Origin of the sequence: Vibrio gazogenes (assembly GCF_002196515.1) — a bacterium.
GTDB lineage: Bacteria > Pseudomonadota > Gammaproteobacteria > Enterobacterales > Vibrionaceae > Vibrio > Vibrio gazogenes_A.
In genome coordinates, this window is the sequence record NZ_CP018835.1 from 228,991 (window position 1) to 247,082 (window position 18,092).

16 protein-coding genes are annotated in these 18,092 nt (G+C 43.4%); 6 read left to right on the forward strand and 10 right to left on the reverse strand.

Translation table 11 applies throughout. From position 1 onward, the window contains the following. Positions 1 to 95: 95 nt before the first annotated feature. From ttcA to BSQ33_RS01060, 3 genes are all read right to left on the reverse strand, one after another. Entirely contained in the window at positions 96 to 1,007 is a 912-nt protein-coding gene (gene ttcA, locus BSQ33_RS01050; RefSeq protein WP_088132981.1) for a tRNA 2-thiocytidine(32) synthetase TtcA, read from the reverse strand. Between the two features lie 171 nt (positions 1,008 to 1,178). Beyond that, positions 1,179 to 2,000: a glucosaminidase domain-containing protein gene (locus BSQ33_RS01055; protein WP_021020295.1), complete on the reverse strand. Its 822-nt coding sequence runs from the start codon at positions 1,998 to 2,000 to the stop codon at positions 1,179 to 1,181. Beyond that, positions 1,993 to 2,778: a hypothetical protein gene (locus BSQ33_RS01060; protein ID WP_021020294.1), complete on the reverse strand. Its 786-nt coding sequence runs from the start codon at positions 2,776 to 2,778 to the stop codon at positions 1,993 to 1,995. Before BSQ33_RS01060 ends, BSQ33_RS01055 begins: the two co-directional genes overlap by 8 nt. Before the next feature lie 296 nt (positions 2,779 to 3,074). Between BSQ33_RS01060 and potA the strand changes: the two genes are divergently transcribed. The 4 genes from potA (at position 3,075) to BSQ33_RS01080 (ending at position 7,020) form a co-directional block, all read left to right on the forward strand. After that, entirely contained in the window at positions 3,075 to 4,199 is a 1,125-nt protein-coding gene (gene potA / locus BSQ33_RS01065; protein WP_021020293.1) for a spermidine/putrescine ABC transporter ATP-binding protein PotA, read from the forward strand. Next, complete coding sequence (potB, locus tag BSQ33_RS01070) at positions 4,180 to 5,037, forward strand: spermidine/putrescine ABC transporter permease PotB (RefSeq protein WP_088132983.1); 858 nt, start codon at positions 4,180 to 4,182, stop codon at positions 5,035 to 5,037. Before potA ends, potB begins: the two co-directional genes overlap by 20 nt. Positions 5,038 to 5,040: 3 nt before the next feature. Beyond that, positions 5,041 to 5,817: a spermidine/putrescine ABC transporter permease PotC gene (gene potC, locus BSQ33_RS01075; RefSeq protein WP_021020291.1), complete on the forward strand. Its 777-nt coding sequence runs from the start codon at positions 5,041 to 5,043 to the stop codon at positions 5,815 to 5,817. 165 nt (positions 5,818 to 5,982) lie between these two features. Further along, positions 5,983 to 7,020, forward strand: a complete 1,038-nt coding sequence (locus BSQ33_RS01080; RefSeq protein ID WP_088132984.1) for an extracellular solute-binding protein — start codon at positions 5,983 to 5,985, stop codon at positions 7,018 to 7,020. A gap of 176 nt (positions 7,021 to 7,196) precedes the next feature. Here BSQ33_RS01080 and cobB read toward each other — a convergent pair whose 3' ends face one another. From cobB to BSQ33_RS01105, 5 genes are all read right to left on the reverse strand, one after another. Next, positions 7,197 to 7,913 (reverse strand): Sir2 family NAD+-dependent deacetylase, encoded by a 717-nt coding sequence (gene cobB, locus BSQ33_RS01085; RefSeq protein ID WP_088132986.1) that lies wholly within the window; start codon positions 7,911 to 7,913, stop codon positions 7,197 to 7,199. Between the two features lie 226 nt (positions 7,914 to 8,139). Beyond that, a complete protein-coding gene (locus tag BSQ33_RS01090) occupies positions 8,140 to 9,393 on the reverse strand; it encodes an aromatic amino acid transport family protein (RefSeq protein ID WP_088132987.1) in 1,254 nt (417 codons plus the stop codon). Between the two features lie 287 nt (positions 9,394 to 9,680). Continuing rightward, positions 9,681 to 10,901, reverse strand: a complete 1,221-nt coding sequence (locus BSQ33_RS01095; protein WP_021020286.1) for an ammonium transporter — start codon at positions 10,899 to 10,901, stop codon at positions 9,681 to 9,683. A 326-nt stretch (positions 10,902 to 11,227) separates the two neighbouring features. Then, on the reverse strand, positions 11,228 to 11,611 hold the full coding sequence (locus BSQ33_RS01100) for a DUF3305 domain-containing protein (RefSeq protein WP_021020285.1): 384 nt from the start codon (positions 11,609 to 11,611) through the stop codon (positions 11,228 to 11,230). Between the two features lie 238 nt (positions 11,612 to 11,849). Beyond that, positions 11,850 to 13,229, reverse strand: coding sequence for a sigma-54-dependent transcriptional regulator (locus BSQ33_RS01105; RefSeq protein ID WP_021020284.1), 1,380 nt, complete (start codon positions 13,227 to 13,229; stop codon positions 11,850 to 11,852). Between the two features lie 282 nt (positions 13,230 to 13,511). Between BSQ33_RS01105 and mobA the strand changes: the two genes are divergently transcribed. Together mobA and mobB are read left to right on the forward strand one after the other, a co-directional pair. Then, positions 13,512 to 14,102 carry a molybdenum cofactor guanylyltransferase MobA gene (mobA, locus tag BSQ33_RS01110; protein ID WP_021020283.1) on the forward strand — a complete coding sequence of 197 codons (591 nt, stop codon included), beginning with the start codon at positions 13,512 to 13,514 and terminating at the stop codon, positions 14,100 to 14,102. A 42-nt stretch (positions 14,103 to 14,144) separates the two neighbouring features. Next, positions 14,145 to 14,708, forward strand: a complete 564-nt coding sequence (gene mobB, locus BSQ33_RS01115; RefSeq protein ID WP_088132989.1) for a molybdopterin-guanine dinucleotide biosynthesis protein B — start codon at positions 14,145 to 14,147, stop codon at positions 14,706 to 14,708. Positions 14,709 to 14,788: 80 nt separating this feature from the next. Here mobB and nagK read toward each other — a convergent pair whose 3' ends face one another. Further along, the gene (gene nagK, locus BSQ33_RS01120; RefSeq protein ID WP_088132991.1) at positions 14,789 to 15,700 is read right to left on the reverse strand and encodes an N-acetylglucosamine kinase; all 912 of its coding nucleotides are present in this window, start codon (positions 15,698 to 15,700) and stop codon (positions 14,789 to 14,791) included. A gap of 211 nt (positions 15,701 to 15,911) precedes the next feature. Beyond that, on the reverse strand, positions 15,912 to 17,987 hold the full coding sequence (locus tag BSQ33_RS01125) for a methyl-accepting chemotaxis protein (protein ID WP_021020280.1): 2,076 nt from the start codon (positions 17,985 to 17,987) through the stop codon (positions 15,912 to 15,914). Between the last annotated feature and the right edge of the window lie 105 nt (positions 17,988 to 18,092).

The window sequence follows — 18,092 nt, forward strand, 5'->3', positions numbered from 1 at the left end:
TATATGGACAAAAACCTTGCGTCAATCGCGCAAGGTTTTTTGTGGTTCAGGTCATTTTGGACCATATCACGGGGCTGATTTAGTGAATATTCAGCCTAAACGTTTGTCACATCAATAAACATAGATTCATCGATATTTGTTGAAGACCCAATATTTGTTGAAGAAACAATGGCTTCACTATAAGCATATTCACCTCTGTCTCCTTCTCGTGCCAATGGTAGATCAATAAAATCAAACAATGATTTGTCTGCCAATTGACTTGGACTCACATTTTGCAGCGACTTAAAAATACTTTCGACACGTCCGGGAGTTTTCTTATCCCATTCCATGAGCATTGCCTTAATCGCCTGTCGCTGTAAATTTTCCTGAGAGCCGCACAAATTACAGGGAATAATCGGGAACGCTTTATGCTCTGCATACTGAATCAGATCTTTTTCCCGGCAATAGGTTAATGGCCGAATGACAATGTTACGCCCATCATCAGAACGAAGCTTCGGCGGCATAGCTTTCATCCGTGAGCCGTGAAACATATTCAGGAACAACGTTTCGACAATGTCATCCAGATGGTGTCCAAGCGCAATCTTTGTTGCCCCAATTTTTTCAGCAAACGAATACAACGTACCGCGACGGAGCCGAGAGCATAGCCCGCATGTTGTCTTCCCTTCCGGTATTTTTTCTTTGACGACCGAATAAGTATCTTTATCCACAATATAATAAGGAATATTCAGACTCTCAAAATACTGCGGTAGCACATGCTCGGGAAATCCTGGTTGTTTTTGATCGAGATTGACTGCAACGACATCGAATTGAACAGGTGCCGCTTTTTGTAGATTCAACAGAATATCTAACATCGCAAATGAATCTTTTCCGCCACTGATACAAGCCATCACAACATCATGTTCTTCAATCATGCCGTAATCGATGATGGCATTGCCAACATTTCTGCGCAGACGCTTCTGGAGTTTGTTGAACTCAAGGGTTTCTTTTCTGGTATCTTTTTGATTCATGACGACTTCTCACACTGTCGATTATTCCGACCGTAGATTAATGCTAGGTTCTCTGTAGGGCGTGGATTATACGGATTTTTCGCGCGGGTTGAAATATATGTAAATGGCTAAATATGACTGCAGTGCAGGCGATGAAACCGAGCCGTCAATTCCGGCTCGGTCATATAGGCGTTATTCAGTCGCCGTTGCATCATCTTGTAAATACTTCTGATTATGACGAAGCATCGTCTGAAGGGACTTCACGTAAGCCATCCCTCGCTCTGAATATTTGGTTAATCCGTTCGTTAATTGCATCGCGCTCTCCAGCGATGAAAGGTCCTGCCCTTCTGCGCGCAGCTGATAACGAATATCACGTAATTTTCGGTAAGCTAAGTTACGGTTAACATTAATAAAGTACCGATGAATCGATTGTTGTACCGATTTAAACTTCGCCACCTCATGTGCCATCCCTTCCCCTCTGGCGAGTGGCACCAAGCCACACCCTTTTTGATAGCACCATTGGCCAAAATAATTATTGCCTTCTCTGGCAAAGCGGGAAGTACCCCAAGCTGATTCATTTGCAGCCTGAATCAGCACCAATGCCTCCGGTAGGATATCGACTTTATGCAGCATTTTATCCAGCCATTTTAAGTCGGGCCCTTCTACAGGAATTTTAACCGAATAAAGCGAGCTAAGTTCAGCCAGTTGCTCAATCTCAGCCTGAGACAATGAGCCAGACTCGATGTCCTCTTTGGTGTTTAACAAAAACTCCCTTTCTTTCTGGGTTCTGTAGTTTTCATATTCGATACCCGGCTTAAGATAATGAAAGAACGCATGTTTTTTCTGCGCTACATTTTTAAACGCCTTAAATTTTGGTGCAGTTGCAACAGGTATACCTTGCGGTTGTTTTTCTTCAATCGTCGAACGACTCTCTTCAATATGTAACTGATAATAAGTACAACTGCCGAGAATCAGTACCACGACGGAGAAAAAGAAATAAATCAGTTTACGCATTGAAAACCTTATTTTGCTGATCATTGTCTGATGTCGAAACAATCGTCAACCGAATCCCAAACATGTTTCGATATAAAATACCTTTGACATGTAAGAAAAACGGCAAGACAAAAATAAAACCGATACCGTAAAAAACAATCGCGAACCCAGTCAGCATCATCAAAATAAAGTAGATACTGGTCAGCGGCAGGATTTTTTTATTGGTTGCTTTCAGTGAGAGTAATAATGCTTTGAAGATCGGTAAGCGCTTCTCACAAATCAACAGAATCGTATGACTAAAGGCAACAGATGCATACATGGAAAGAAGCCAAAAAATTTGCCCGAGGACCGATTGAGTAATGAGCATCAGCAATGTTGCCAAAGTGACAGAAACTGTAAATTGCAGACCTTTGGTAATATGCCGAGTCTGCGTTTTTAGCCCCGCAGCATGACTCATCGCCATGAGACTGGCTCCAGCATAAATCGGGGCACTCACCACTTCGAAACTAAATACAGCAATAAAAAAAGCTTGTACTAAACGGGGATCGATTTTCTCTGGGTTCTGGACACTCGCCAGAATACTGTCCAAATCTGGTAGCTGAAGTTTCAGAACAACGTAGAAAATAATGAGTTGCACTGCGAGCAAAATAAATATAGCCGGAGTAAAGGACCAGAAGTGCTTGGCCGTACAGGATGCGCCTTCCCTGAGAATCGCACCCACTTTCAGTTCATAATCGCCAGTCAAAGCTTTTTCTAAGCTTCCCCCTAAATTAAACTCTTTTTCAAATTTCTGACTCATGCTACCTCTTGGATGGCTGTAACTCAGACCACCATATTCATAACGAAGGGGGCATTATACTGAAATTGATTTCAACCCGAAATTGCATAGATGTAACTTTTTTTATTCATTTGATAAAAACGCCCTTGTTGACACTGATTTCCATGCATCATTCGAGTAATTTGTTGAAGTTGTCATAAAAATTCATTGTCAAGCCTCGAAAATTGAATTGACTTCAAATGAGTGAATATTATGATGCAGCGAATAGCATGAGATACCTTAATCGACGCTGACAGTCTCAGCCTTTCAATGGAGAAATGGAAACATTGAACGCAGCACAATCACATGAATCTCCCGTTGTTTCTCTGGTAGGAATGAGCAAGAGTTACGACGGGAAAAAAATCATTGATGACATTTCATTACAAGTGAATCACGGTGAGTTTTTAACCATTCTCGGGCCATCCGGATGTGGCAAAACCACCATCCTGAGAATGATTGCAGGATTTGAATCAGCCGATCAGGGCAAAATCTTCCTCGACGGACAAGATGTCACGGCGATTCCGGCAGAACATCGTAACGTGAATACTGTTTTCCAAAGTTATGCCCTCTTCCCGCATATGACGGTTTTTGACAATGTTGCCTTTGGGTTGAGAATGCGCAAAGTACCGACAGCGGATATTCACACCAGAGTATTCGACGTGCTGAAAATGGTGCGATTAGATGATTATGCCGGACGCAAACCTCATCAGTTATCCGGTGGGCAGCAACAACGGGTTGCCATCGCGCGGGCGATGGTGAATAAACCGAAAGTTCTCTTGCTAGATGAATCATTATCCGCGCTTGATTATAAGCTGCGTCAACAAATGCAGGTCGAACTGAAACAGCTTCAGCGCCAGTTGGGGATTACTTTCATTTTTGTTACCCATGATCAGGAAGAAGCGCTGTCGATGTCAGACCGAATTATTGTCATGAGAGACGGTAATATCGAACAAGACGGTACGCCGAAAGCCATTTATGAAGACCCGAAAAACCTATTCGTCGCCCGCTTTATCGGTGAAATCAATGTGTTTGAAGCGGTGACCATCGAAAGAGTGGATGACAAACGAATTCTTGTTTCAATTGAAGGGACAAATGCAATCATTGATTTCGACAAACCCGTGATTGCCGGTCAGCGACTTCAGGTTTTGCTGCGTCCTGAAGATATTCGTCTGAAAGAAGTAAAAGAAAGCGATAGCGAAGGGATTACCGGACACGTAATCGATCGAACCTACAAAGGAATGACATTAGATTCAGTGGTTGAATTGTCGTCCGGCCTGCGCATCATGGTCAGTGAATTTTTCAATGAAGATGATCCTGATGTCGATCACTCTCTCGGGCAAAAAGTAGTACTCACTTGGGTTGAAAGTTGGGAGGTCGTTCTGGATGAAAATGCCTCGAATTAGTCTCCGCCAAGCCATTATCTATTTGATTGTAAGCTGGTTGCTGATCTTCGTTTTCATCCCTAATCTGATGGTCATTGGGACGAGCTTTCTTACCAGAGATGAGACAGACCTCATCAACTTTACACTCACTTGGGAAAACTATATCAATCTGGTCGATCCGCTCTATATCAAAGTGCTGGCACATTCATTTTATATGGCGGGAATCGCGACATTACTCTGCCTGCTTATCGGCTACCCTTTCGCATTTGCAATTGCAAAGATGCCAGCGGCCCGGCGCCCTTTTATGCTTTTTCTCGTAATTGTACCATTCTGGACCAATTCTCTGATCCGTACCTATGGTTTGAAAATCGTGATGGGAACCAATGGAATCCTGAATAAAGCATTGCTTAGTTTAGGGTTGATTGATACCCCGTTTCGAGTCATGTATACCGAAATCGCTGTGATGATCGGGCTGGTCTATATTTTACTCCCTTTTATGATTCTGCCGCTTTACTCCGCATTCGAAAAACTGGATTACGCTTATGTGGAAGCCGCGCAAGATCTCGGGGCAAATAAGTTTCAGACGTTAATCAAAATTATTATCCCTCTTACAATACCGGGTATTATCGGTGGCTGTTTACTCGTATTATTACCGGCACTTGGCATGTTTTATATTTCTGACTTACTGGGCGGTGCGAAAAATCCGTTGATCGGTAATATTATTAAGAGCCAAATACTCAATGCGAGAGACTGGCCAGCCGGTGCAGCAACCAGCATCGCTCTGACATTCGTCATGGCGCTGTTACTTTATGTTTATTACAAAACAGGCCGCCTGTTAAACAGAAAAATGGAACTTTAAACCATGACAAAAGTCTTTCGCTTTAGCCTGATGACTATCGTATATAGTTTTCTGTATCTGCCGATTTTTGTTCTGATCATCAATTCATTCAATGCCAATAAATTTGGCATGCGCTGGGATGGGTTCTCTACCAAATGGTATAACGCGCTCATCGAAAATGACAGTTTGATGCAGGCCGCATGGCACTCTTTTAATGTCGCGGTGTTTTCAGCGACGACGGCAACTATCATCGGTAGTTTGACCGCTGTGGCACTATTTCGTTATCGGTTCCGAGGCAAATCTCTGGTCAATGGGATGTTGTTTGTCGTGATGATGTCACCGGATATCGTGATGGCGATTTCTCTGCTGGCCCTCTTCCTTGTGTTAGGTGTTCATCTCGGTTTTCTGACTTTATTCTTTTCCCATATTACATTTTGTCTGCCTTTTGTTGTCGTTGCTGTCTATACACGCCTGAATGGTTTTGATGTCAAAATGTTAGAAGCCGCCAGAGATTTAGGGGCCAGCGAATGGGTGATTCTGCATAAAATTATCCTCCCGTTAGCCAAGCCGGCTGTCGCCTCAGGCTGGCTGATTAGCTTTACCCTCTCATTGGATGATGTCATTATCAGCTCATTTGTGACTGGCCCGAGTTACGAAATACTGCCTTTAAAAATTTATTCCATGGTGAAGGTCGGTATTTCTCCGGAAGTTAACGCGCTGGCAACAGTGATGTTACTGATATCATTTACACTGGTTGTTATTTCTCATTATATTGGGAGAGATAAGCTTCAACGCCGCTAAAAATGAATTGTCACAAAGATAAGAAATCACTCATTTTTTGAAGTTTTGAATCAACTTCATTGGCTATAATCATGGTTTTCAATGCCATAATTACGCAGACGTATCACATCATTCTCTCTAGATGTGATGAACACTTTCCACGGCTAACAGGGATCCACAGCAATAATGAAAAATAAATTCTTTGCAGGTATTTTGTCTACCGCCGCATTATTTTCCGGCTATAGTATGGCAGACGATCAGACGCTCTATTTTTACAACTGGTCTGAATATATTCCAAATGACATCCTTCAGGAATTTACCAAAGAAACTGGGATTAAAGTCATCTATTCAACTTACGAATCGAATGAAACAATGTACGCAAAGTTGAAGACTCAGGGATCCGGTTATGATTTGGTGGTGCCATCAACTTACTTTGTGTCCAAAATGCGTAAAGAAGGCATGTTGCAGCCGATTGACAAATCTCTGCTCCCCCATTTTGATGGACTGGATCCCAATTATCTGAATAAATCGTTTGATCCAAATAACAACTATTCTATTCCCTATATCTGGGGAGCAACAGGTATCGGCGTCAACACTGACCTTGTCGATAAATCGACGATTCATCGTTGGGATGATTTATGGAACCCACACTGGAAAGGTCAGTTGTTGCTGATGGATGACGCGCGTGAAGTTTTCCATATCGCGCTGTCAAAATTGGGCTACTCACCCAACACCACCAATCCGGATGAAATTAAAGCTGCTTACGAAGCATTGAAATCGCTCATGCCGAATGTACTCGTGTTCAATTCTGATTTCCCGGCAAATCCCTATATTGCCGGTGAAGTTGCTCTGGGCATGCTGTGGAATGGCTCGGCTTATATGGCACGGCAAGAAGGTGCGCCCATTGATATCATCTGGCCGGAAAAAGGCACGATCTTCTGGATGGATAGTCTGGCGATTCCTTCAGGTGCCAAACATGTTCAAGCGGCTCATAAAATGATTGATTTCCTGCTTCGTCCTGAAAACGCAGCAAAAATTGCGCTGGAAATTGGTTATCCGACGCCGGTGAAGGCCGCTTATAAGCAATTGCCAAGCGAGTTCGCCAATGATCCAAATATCTTCCCGCCACAATCCGTGATGGATAGCGGTGTCTGGCAGGATGAAGTCGGTGAAGCAAATCACTTGTACGAATCGTACTTCCAAAAGCTGAAAGTCAGTAACTAGGGGCTGTTGACCTAGGGATTTATTGTCCGACTTGTAACAAACAGTCGTCTGATCTTAATAAAAAAGTGGCGAAAGCCACTTTTTTATACGCCATCCATTGTCTCGTAATGATGTCTCTTAATGAGCACCGAATCAGATAAAATCCCCTTCAAACGAGAGTCTCATCAGACAAAAAGCTAATCAGGTAAAAGTAACTCATCAACCAGTCTCGGGACTTCAATACTGGCTTTACCATAACGCTTCTCGACAAATTCGCTTTCTACAGCACTCGGCTCAAGATTGATTTCTATCGTATGGGCACCATGCATTTTGGCATCATGAACAAAACCTGCTGCAGGATAAACCACCCCAGAAGTACCAATTGAAATAAATAAGTCCGCTTGTTCAAGAGCTGTATAAATTTCTCCCATTCTCAACGGCATTTCACCAAACCACACGATGTGAGGACGTAATTGAGAAGGTATCTGACAGCAATGACAAAGATCACCCATGTGTAAATCATCTTTTTGGTCAATCACTTGCTGTGATACACAGCAACGCGCTTTCAACAGTTCACCATGCATATGGATCACATTGTTACTCCCGCCGCGCTCATGTAAATTGTCGATGTTTTGGGTAATGACGGTGACCTGACCATCGAGCTCTGCTTCAAGTTTACCTAAAGCAAGATGAGCAGAATTCGGTTGAATCGATGCTGAAAGCAATTTTCGCCGCCGCTGATTATAAAAATTCTGAACCAGTTCCGGATTGCGTTCAAACCCTTCGGGGGTCGCAACATCTTCAATACTGTGATTTTCCCAAAGGCCATCCTGTGCTCTGAAGGTTTGAATCCCTGATTCAGCAGAAATACCAGCGCCAGTGAGAACAACAATATTACGATATGGATAGTGCATGTCATATCCTTATGATTTCATGGTTTACCTTTAATATACCTGATCTTCTTTGCAGACAAAAATAGACCATGGTATACCTCGTTCAGAGCCTTCAATGATATGCGCCCTTCTCCCGGAAGGATCTTCGGTACTTCTCCCATTGACCGACTGTTCCGTCCATAAAAATGAACACCCCCACAGGTGTCATCTTCTGTGGGGGTGTAAGATATCGAGCTCAAACCAAGCGTTATAAAGCGCCACAAATCACAGAAGTAATGGCAGCCAAGCCACAAACCATGGTAAAAATCTGTACTGGCACAGAAGTTCTGAACTTCTTCATCGCCCCCACACGTCTCATCGCATAGACCGGCATGATAAATAGAATGGCTGCAATCATCGGTGCACCCATGGTTTCAATCATCCCCAAGATACTCGGATTAATAATGGCAACAATCCAAGTCGTCAAAACGATAAAAATCAGAGAAGTGCGATCAATTGATTTTACCGCCATATTGCTGCGAGATTTAATCAACCCGACCAACCCTTCATGTGCACCTAGAAAATGACCAAAATAGCTGGATGTAATGGCAGCAAATGCCACGATAGGCCCCAAATAAGAGATCAACGGTGAATCGTGTTCATTCGCCAGATAAGACAAGACCGAAATATTTTGCGCTTTTGCAAGTGCAAGTTGCTCAGGAGAAAGCGACAATACGACCGAAAACACAAAAAACATCACAAATGCCATCAGCATAAACGCTGCACCACCAGTTATCATGTCGGTCTTTTGCGCTGCATCATCCCCATAGGTTAAACGCTGTTCTTTGGTAAACTGGCTAATAATTGGGCTGTGATTAAATGAAAAAACAATCAGTGGAATCGCCAGCCAAATGATCATCGGCATCGCGGACCAATCGGGTTTTACTTCCATCATCGATGTATTCCAGTCCGGAATCAGATAAACCGACAATGCGAGTAAAATCAACACCAGTGGATAAACCATCAACGAGGTGGCTTTCAACATCAGGCTCTTACCAAATACCACCCCACCCGTCATCGTCAGAATCAATACACCGGACAGTAACCAGCGCGGAATTGAGGGTAGCGCAAGTTGATGCACCAGAAAGGAGTCTACCGTATTGGTAATTCCTACCCCATAAATCAACACAATTGGATAAATCGCGAAAAAATAAGCAAACGTAATCAGGTTGGCACCGGTTTTCCCAAAATGTTCTTCAACCGTATCCGTAATATCAGATTCAGGGCGTTTGGCTGACAGCACAAAACGCGCCAGACTTTTATGCGCAAACCAGGTCATTGGTGCGGCTATCAGGGCAAGAATGACTAATGGCCAAAAGCCACCGGCCCCTGCTTTAATCGGCAGGAAAAGCACACCCGCACCGACGGCTGTTCCAAACAGAGAGAGGCACCATGTAAAATCTTTGTAAGTCCATTTACCAGATGAATATTTGTTATTTTGTACTAATATTGTTGTATTCATGTTAAGTTTCTCATCATTGGCAAAATAATATACTAAAAATAAGTTTCAGTTATATTTGACCAGCAATCAGAAGTTTTGGGAATACGGAAGTGAATGAACTTAAAGATAAGCTTGACAAAAAACAATCCGGGTCACGAATTTAACGTGCTATACATGATTATTTCTAATTGTATGAATAAGAAAAAGTGATGCGAAAGGTAGTTGTTGAAATGATGTTATTTAAATGAATCCAATCATTACATCAGCCAATATGCACGGGGATGAACCCCGTGCTTATAAGTGATGATTTATTCTTCATTGATAGTGGAAATTTTATGAATCGATAGATCTGCACCATTAAATTCATCTTCCTCAGAAAGTCTTAATCCCATGATTTTCTGAAGTGAACCGTAAACAATCAGTGCACCGAATAGCGCAACAAGAATGCCGGCGATGGTTCCCAGTACCTGAGCCGGCAGACTCACACCACCAATACCACCAAGTGACTGCTGACCAAAAATACCTGCGGCAATGCCGCCCCAGGCACCACATAAACCGTGGAGAGGCCAAACTCCCAACACATCATCAATATGCGTTTTGTTCTGTAGCCAGGTAAACACCCAGACAAACAGAACCCCTGCAATCCCGCCCGTGACCAATGCACCAAGAGGATGCATCAGATCCGAACCGGCACACACCGCAACCAATCCTGCTAAAGGGCCGTTATGAATAAATCCGGGGTCATTTTTGCCGACAATAAATGCAGCCAGAATGCCACCAACCATTGCCATAAGAGAATTCATAGCAACAAGACCACTGATCCCGTTGAGTGTTTGTGCCGACATCACATTAAAACCAAACCATCCCACACTGAGAATCCAAGCGCCTAAAGCAAGAAATGGAATATTTGATGGTGCGAAGTTGGTATGTTTCCCGGCCCGAATCCGCCCTTTCCTCATGCCCAGAAAGATCACGGCAACCAGCGCAATCCATCCGCCAACAGCATGGACAACCACCGAACCGGCAAAGTCATGAAACGGATGGCCGAACTGAGCTGCAAGCCAGTTTTGGAATTGGAAGTTACCATTCCAGATCATCCCTTCGAAAAATGGATAAATGATACCAACCGTGAAAAAGGTCGCGATCATAATCGGATGGAAACGGGCTCGCTCGGCAATACCACCAGAAACAATCGCAGGGATCGCTGCTGCAAAAGTCAGTAGAAAGAAAAACTTAACCAGCGCATAACCATTCCCGGCCGCCAGTACTTCGGCACCAGAGAAAAACGTCGTGTGATATGCAATCCAGTAACCGATAAAGAAATAAGCGATGGTTGATACACCGAAATCAACCAGAATTTTGACTAAGGCATTGACCTGATTTTTCTTCCGAACCGTACCAACCTCTAGAAAAGCAAAGCCAGCATGCATCAGAAAAACCATAATTGCCCCCAGTAATAAAAACAGTGTATCTGAACTTTGGGTCAGGGTCTGGACGGCCCCCTGAACTTGGCTTAAATTGTGCTCCATTCGCGTTCTCTCCATCAATTCAACTGCACCCGACATCCCAGAAAGAAGCTCGCTTTCCATAAGACGCCCTAACTTAGTGCTCATAAAAATGAAAAATCCCCATTTTGGGGAGAATAATAGTTTGCAGCGAACTAAGCAGAATTTATGCCAAATCATAAACTAGCGAGACATGGCAAAAAATTAATATTAACAAATTGAATAATAAGAGATATTTTCTCCAGCCGAGCCTGATAAGCTTTTCCCCTGCGACATGAGAGTGCACCAATATTGACTAAATGCATCAATATTGGGCACCCAGTTAAGTGAAACAATTATCGATATCAGCGCTAGCGCTTATCAAGATAAGATGCTATCCATGACCGAACTTCACTCGGCATTCGATTTGAGAGGACCAAATATTCTTGATCCATCAATCGTCGGGCCATTTGGGGAGATGCAGTCAGCATTCGAATCTCTTTTTGGGGGGTTGTGTTTAATACCGCATAAAGCTTTGGCTCTTTGGATTTTAAGTTTTTTCGGTAGTCTTTTTTTTCACGACGATGCAGTCGTAATGTGCCAAGATTTTCCGAATCGAGATCAGGAATCAGTTCAAATCCAACTAACTGCTTTTGTATTGTGACCCATGCACCGGCAGTAATATGGTGTTCAATAAACTGACATTCAATTAGCCATGTAATTTCTGACTTTGTAGGTTTTTTTAAATATGACATTTTAATCGCTCTTATTTTTTATTAACAGGCTCTGAAATTCGATTCCGTCTCACTTTTTATTTGTCACAAAATTTTTGTAAAAATTATTGCGATAGCAATAAAAATAAGATTTAAGATCCGAATATCAGAATAGAATAGCCTATCAATAAATAAGCAAATGTCTCATTTTTTAGAGAAGAATGAAGTATTAGTAGGAGTTTTTACTGTAAATAAGGTCACATGACACGTTTTAGTGATCTCAATCAGACTCGGATTGCCATTCTTTATATTTTCGCTCCAGTGTCTTGCGTGAGATACCGAGTTGACGTGCTGCTGCTGACTTATTACCATCATAAAAATCAACGACTTTCTGTATATGGGATTTTTCGATTTCCTGTAAACTCCAATCACTCGGATAACCCCGCATCGGTGTTGGTGTTAGTGCTCTTGAGAAAGGAAATTCAGGCATTTCACTGTGATGAGAGATGCTAACCATCACTTTTGATGTATATTGTGATGGCTGTATCATATATTCATGCCAGTAATCATTAGGTGATTTATTTATGATCAGGCATCTTTCAATCAGATTAATAACTTCTCTTACATTCCCCGGCCAGTTATATTCACCTTGATAAAAATCGTACTCGTTTAACCATGTCGGTATAGGAAGTGATAATTTCCCACAAAGACGTTGGGTTAAATAAGGGAATAGTTCTCTTAAATCACTCAACCTATCACGCAGTGGTGAAATATTCATTTTTAATACCGATAAGCGTTCATATAACTCTCTGCAAAATCCATTTTCTCTGACAATATTGAGCATCCCTTTCGTCGTTGCGGATATTAAACGAACATCAATTAAATACGAAGAATTCCCCCCTTGCGACTGAACGGTTCGCCCTTCGAGTAACTGAACCAGAATATGTTGAAAATCAGCTGGGATATTTTCAATACCATCCAAAAATAGCGTGCCATGATTGGCAAGACGTAATGATCCGCCATGATGGAACAGTCGCTCTGTTGCCACTGAATCGGAGTGGATATCTGCACAGTTGACCATGACAAAAGGTCCGACTCGCCCACTCGACTCATGAATGGCTCGCGCTGCCAATTCTTTACCTGTCCCGGTCTCCCCCTCAATCAGAACAGGTGCTTTTGACGGCGCATACTGCATGATCTGTTGCTTGAGAGATGTTGTTCTGTCCGAATGACCAACAATCACGTTCTGATGATACTGCTCTAATGTTTGTGTCAGCACGGTATATTTTTGCGTTTCAATCAACCGTTGTAAGGCACACTTAACGGCTTGCTGAATCTGGTGTGCGTTTAACGGGGGCAAAAGATAATAACGTCCCTGAACAAGGTCTGATTTAAGATCATTTTCATTTAACAGCAGCAGGATTTCACCTTCAAAACATGATGAAATTTGAGCAACTTCATGAGGTTGGCACGCATTGACGTCCAGAATAATCAGGTCATAAAGTGCCAACAGTTGGCTATCACCCTGCGGGTTACTCATCGTATCTAATCCGGAAACCAACCCCGATAATGCACGGACAAACTGCACTAAAACTTCTGGCTGAGGGCTAATCACCAGTACAGAAAAAGTCAGAAATTGTCGTTCGGTTAGTAATTTCACAAGTATGATTCTCGGCTAGATGCTCTGGTATTTTCAGGCAACGGAATCGATTATTCAGAATAACATACGGAATATTGTCGCCCACCTTGAAACTATTGTCACCTTTTCATGAAACGATTCATCAAATCCATGTTATTTCTTCAATCGTTTCGTGATCTTATTTCAAAAGTCATCGAACCAGAGACTTTCGTGTCTACCACCAGACAAGTATTGATATTGTAGTTGAGATAAATCGTGATTGAGATAAAGTGAACGCTTGTCTCGGTATGAAGTAAATATAATATGCTCGAAGAACATCAAATCACTTGGGTGATTCTTGCCGGAGGACAATCTTCGCGGATGGGTGGTCATGATAAAGGGCTGTTAATTTATCAAGGGCAGCCATTAATCCAGCGGGTGATTGACGCACTACAACCGCAGGTCTCCTCTCTTTGGATCTGTGCCAACCGCAATCAAGCGGCTTATCGGCAATACGCGCCTGTTATTGAAGATCTTTATCCGGATTATCCCGGACCACTGGCCGGGCTACACAGCGCTTTAAAACATGCAAAAACGGAATGGGTTGGCATTCTTCCTTGTGATGGCCCACATGTCAGCCATGATTTAGTTGAACGCTTTTGTCAGGCAAGTAAACGGGGTGGGAAGGTTTATGTCGCTCATGACGGTCACAAATATCAACCGGTTTATGCCCTTGCTCACCGTTCTGTGCTCAGTCAGCTTGAACACTTTCTGGCTCAAGGCGAACGAAAAGTGATGCGCTTTTTTGACCAGCTCGGTGCTTGTCCTGTTGATTGTCACGATATTCAGTCGATGTTTATGAATGTGAATACCCCGGAACAGCTGTGCAACCCACAAGATCAGCCGATGGTTTAAAAAGCCTGACCTCACAACCACTTTCTAAGGGACATCATTAACATGACGAGTCTTTCAGACAAACTGCCCAATATTGCTGTACTCGGCTTCGCGGCTTTTTCCGGAACCGGAAAAACAACGCTACTTGAATCGCTAATTCCGGTCTTGATCGCACATGGCATTCGCGTGGGGGTTTATAAACATTCACATCACGTCATCGAACAAGATAAACCGGGAAAAGACAGTTTTCGGCTGCGCAAAGCCGGGGCATTTCAGACATTACTTTCGACACCGGCGCGAGCCATTCTGACCACTGAATTTTCCGAGATACCGACATCTCCTGATTTCTATCATTTGCTACAACAATTTGATTCAGAGAATCTGGATATCATTCTGGTTGAAGGGTGTAAGGAACAGCGCTTTCCTAAAATAGAGTTACACCGTCACGAAATTAACAAACCGTGGCTCTATCCTGATGATCCGGATATTATTGCCGTCGCAACAGATCGCATGATCACCTGTCCCCTACCTTGTCTGGATTTGAATGATACGGCCCAGATTGCTGAGTTTGTGATGCAGTATGTACAAGACTTTCAATCACACATTCTTCCGGCATCAATACAATGAACAGCATGACAGTGAACAACATTGCAGCCCGAACGAATCAGACTGCTCATTCATCTTAGAACAAGAGACACATCATCATTTCAAGGCTGAAGATTCAAAAATGCCGCACCTCGGACACCACCGGTTGCGCCATATTTTGCTCTTCTGATCTCCGGACATTGTGCGATAGGTAACAAATAACGGGAGACTCGCTGCGGCAGCGCCTGATAGAGCCGTTCAAAATTTGATAATCCACCACCGAGCACAACGGTATGCGGATCATATGCCGTAAAAATATTTCCGAGACATATCGCCAGCAGTTCGATGAAAAAATCAATAAAGTCACTTGCTGTCTTATCACCTGCGTAAAAATTCTCAATGATCTCAACGGCAGGTTTAGATTGGCCATATTTGTGTTGATACAGGCCCTCAAAACCGCGACCAGAAATATAGCTTTCCAGACAACCTTGCTGACCACATCCACACTGAAACAGAGGCGGATTGTCGCCTAACCAAAACCATGCATCAATTGGTATTCGCATATGGCCGACTTCTCCTGCGACATGATTTCTGCCGGAAAAAACTTCCCCACGATAGACAATTCCTCCACCAAAGCCAGTGCCTAAAATCAGCCCCATGACTGAAGGACTGTCCCGCAGTGAGTCATCCCATGCTTCAGATAAGATAAAACAATTTGCATCATTTTCTATGCGAACGGGACGTTGCAGTCGTTTTTCCAAATCGTGACGTAAATGACGATCATTGATACTCGGAATGTTGGCCGTCATCAACGAACCATCATCTACACGCTCTATGCCGGGGAGTCCCACCCCGACTTGACCAACACAGCCCAAAATTTCATCATATTTTTCAACCTGTTCGGCAATCACTTTGATAAACTGGTCGTAATGCTTCAGCGGGGTTGGCAAGCGTTCGGTTGCAACTCGGGTCAATGTTGTATCGAATGCACCAAACTCAATTTTCGTTCCACCAACGTCAAAGCCATAATACATGGCACGCCTCCTCCATAACGGTGATTTATCATTGGGTGATTGTTTCGGGCACTGCCGCACATCACAATCGTACGGCTTGGTCCGTATCCGATGCAGACAATATACCTAAATTCAGATGATATACCCAATTCAAACACTGATACATTCAGAAGTGAAGCGGTGCTAATGATGATCAGCACCGCAATGAGATGAGGATTGATGCGAATGGCATTTAAGCAGATGCAGCGGCCGTCGCTGATCGTTGATGTTGTGACAACTGATATTGGGACAACATCGTCTGTTGCTGATTTGCAATGTCGGAGACCTGCCCGGCACTACCAACTACTTCCTGTAGGCTTAATGCTGTCTGTTGCCCTTGTTCAGCAATTAAAGCGATGGAATAGTTTACCTCTGCCGTAGCTTTTTCTTGCTGCTCTGCAGCGACAGAGATCTGTTCAACCCGCGCACAAATGCCTTGCACCGATGATTCAATCGAGTTGAACGATGATTTAACGTCTTCTCCCGATTCTAATGCCAGTGACATTTGTCGACGCGAATCATTTACAGCCTGACGAGAACGATTCGCTGATGCAACCAACTCTGACATCAGTTGACGAATGTTCGTGGTCTGTTCCGATGTACCGCTGGCTAACTTTCTCACTTCATCTGCGACCACAGCAAAGCCTCTGCCCTGCTCACCCGCTCTGGCAGCCTCAATCGCCGCATTTAACGCCAACAGGTTGGTATTCTCAGCAATCCCGCTGATCAAATTAACCATGCCCTGAATCTGATCAACCCGTTCCACGAGTTCATTCATTGCATCATCACTACTGTCCAGTCGTGCATTAAGAGATTTCAGCGCATCCTGATTCTGAAGCAGCACATCGAGCCCTTTCTGGGCATGAGCAACGGATAATTGGCTTTCTTGATGGGTTTCACCGGTAATTGATGCGATTTCGCTAATCGATGCTTCGATTTCTGTCATGGTTGTGCTCATACCTGCCAGCGCTTCATTCTGGCGCGTCAAACGTCGCTGACTACTTTCTGATGCTTGATGACTGATTTCTGAAGCCTGATAAAGTGATGAAGATGTTTCCGTCACTTGATTGAGTGACAGACGGATCGCGTCAACCACTTCATTCAGATTTCGGGCAACGCTTCTTAGTTCTGACGGGCCTGATTCAATCAGGTTATCCGAGAAGTCTTTTTGGGCGAGCGAATGCAATTCGGTCAGAATATGGCGCAAGCTATGTAGCACCCAGCGACGTAAAAGAAACCAAATCATGACCAAAACAATAATCGCAATCACCATGAACCATATCTGAGCCGAGGTTGTCAGACTAAGCGTCTCTTTCACCAGAGACTGATTATTCTTGATCTGCTGACTGGCCCCCTGTGAAATCTCATCCAGTTTTTGAATCGTTTCGGTTGCAATATCGATCGCTTGGTTAAGTTGCTCATCCTGTTTGTGGATCAGATCGATTTGTGCCAGCACCTGCTTGATAACACCGTGGTCAGCAAAGCCTTTCTCCATGAGTTCGTAAGGCGCGGTCAGACTGGCAAATTCAGATACGTCTGGATACATTTCCCGAAAATCATCGAAAGCCAGTGAGACGGCCGACTCTCTGGTTCTCAATGTCTTATAAAGTTTTTGCGCAACGGCTTCATCTTTCTCCATCATCAGCATCAAAAACAGACTTTCCATTTTTGCGGCATTCGCAACAAACCGATTAGCAGCATCCATTGCTTCAGGATTTTCAAAAGCCAGCATGTTGGCAATTCGATTCATTTCTGGTCCGATAGAGCTCACACCATAACGAAAAGTATCTGCGGCATCTTTTAATGGCACCTGCTCTTTTAACTTATCAGCTTGTATCGACATTAATGAGCGGCTGAGAGAGACAAAGGTGTCTACATTACGAATAATCGTATCAACCTGTTCTTTGGTGAGGCTGTTGTTCTGAACTGATTCATCCACCGCTTGCTTGAGCTGCCCTAACAGGTTTTGCGTCGCATTAATTTTTTGATCAATGCCTGCGCGAATTTGAGTCAGTTGAGCTTGTTGTGTTGTACGAATACCAGCACTCATCAGCTTGGTATTTTCTAGAATCGCTTGCACAAGCTGAGCATTGGTAATTGCCAATGGAAACGCCCGGTTAGACAAGTGATCAAATTGTCCGGCGACAGAATGGAGCCCGCGGAGTCCTTGATAAGAAAGTAATACAACAAACAGAATAAAAGCGACGAAACAAGCGCTGATAATTCTGATAAGGGAAGATGAGGAAAAAAATTTGAAAATATTTAGCATCTGAGTTGGTCATCTGGTGAATACCTGAGTTGATGCTAAGAATAAAAAATTTCAGTTGTGTAACAGTGATATGACAAATTTATGACAGTGATAATAATATAACTA

Coding starts and splice junctions, on each gene's coding strand:
- BSQ33_RS01095 (WP_021020286.1), bottom strand. CDS start 10,901: ATGGAGCACAATTTAAGCCAAGTTCAGGGGGCCGTCCAGACCCTGACC.
- BSQ33_RS01060 (WP_021020294.1), bottom strand. CDS start 2,778: ATGAGTCAGAAATTTGAAAAAGAGTTTAATTTAGGGGGAAGCTTAGAA.
- potC (WP_021020291.1), top strand. CDS start 5,041: ATGACAAAAGTCTTTCGCTTTAGCCTGATGACTATCGTATATAGTTTT.
- BSQ33_RS01090 (WP_088132987.1), bottom strand. CDS start 9,393: ATGAATACAACAATATTAGTACAAAATAACAAATATTCATCTGGTAAA.
- mobA (WP_021020283.1), top strand. CDS start 13,512: ATGCTCGAAGAACATCAAATCACTTGGGTGATTCTTGCCGGAGGACAA.
- potB (WP_088132983.1), top strand. CDS start 4,180: ATGAAAATGCCTCGAATTAGTCTCCGCCAAGCCATTATCTATTTGATT.
- potA (WP_021020293.1), top strand. CDS start 3,075: ATGGAAACATTGAACGCAGCACAATCACATGAATCTCCCGTTGTTTCT.
- ttcA (WP_088132981.1), bottom strand. CDS start 1,007: ATGAATCAAAAAGATACCAGAAAAGAAACCCTTGAGTTCAACAAACTC.
- BSQ33_RS01055 (WP_021020295.1), bottom strand. CDS start 2,000: ATGCGTAAACTGATTTATTTCTTTTTCTCCGTCGTGGTACTGATTCTC.
- BSQ33_RS01100 (WP_021020285.1), bottom strand. CDS start 11,611: ATGTCATATTTAAAAAAACCTACAAAGTCAGAAATTACATGGCTAATT.
- cobB (WP_088132986.1), bottom strand. CDS start 7,913: ATGCACTATCCATATCGTAATATTGTTGTTCTCACTGGCGCTGGTATT.
- nagK (WP_088132991.1), bottom strand. CDS start 15,700: ATGTATTATGGCTTTGACGTTGGTGGAACGAAAATTGAGTTTGGTGCA.
- BSQ33_RS01080 (WP_088132984.1), top strand. CDS start 5,983: ATGAAAAATAAATTCTTTGCAGGTATTTTGTCTACCGCCGCATTATTT.
- mobB (WP_088132989.1), top strand. CDS start 14,145: ATGACGAGTCTTTCAGACAAACTGCCCAATATTGCTGTACTCGGCTTC.
- BSQ33_RS01125 (WP_021020280.1), bottom strand. CDS start 17,987: ATGCTAAATATTTTCAAATTTTTTTCCTCATCTTCCCTTATCAGAATT.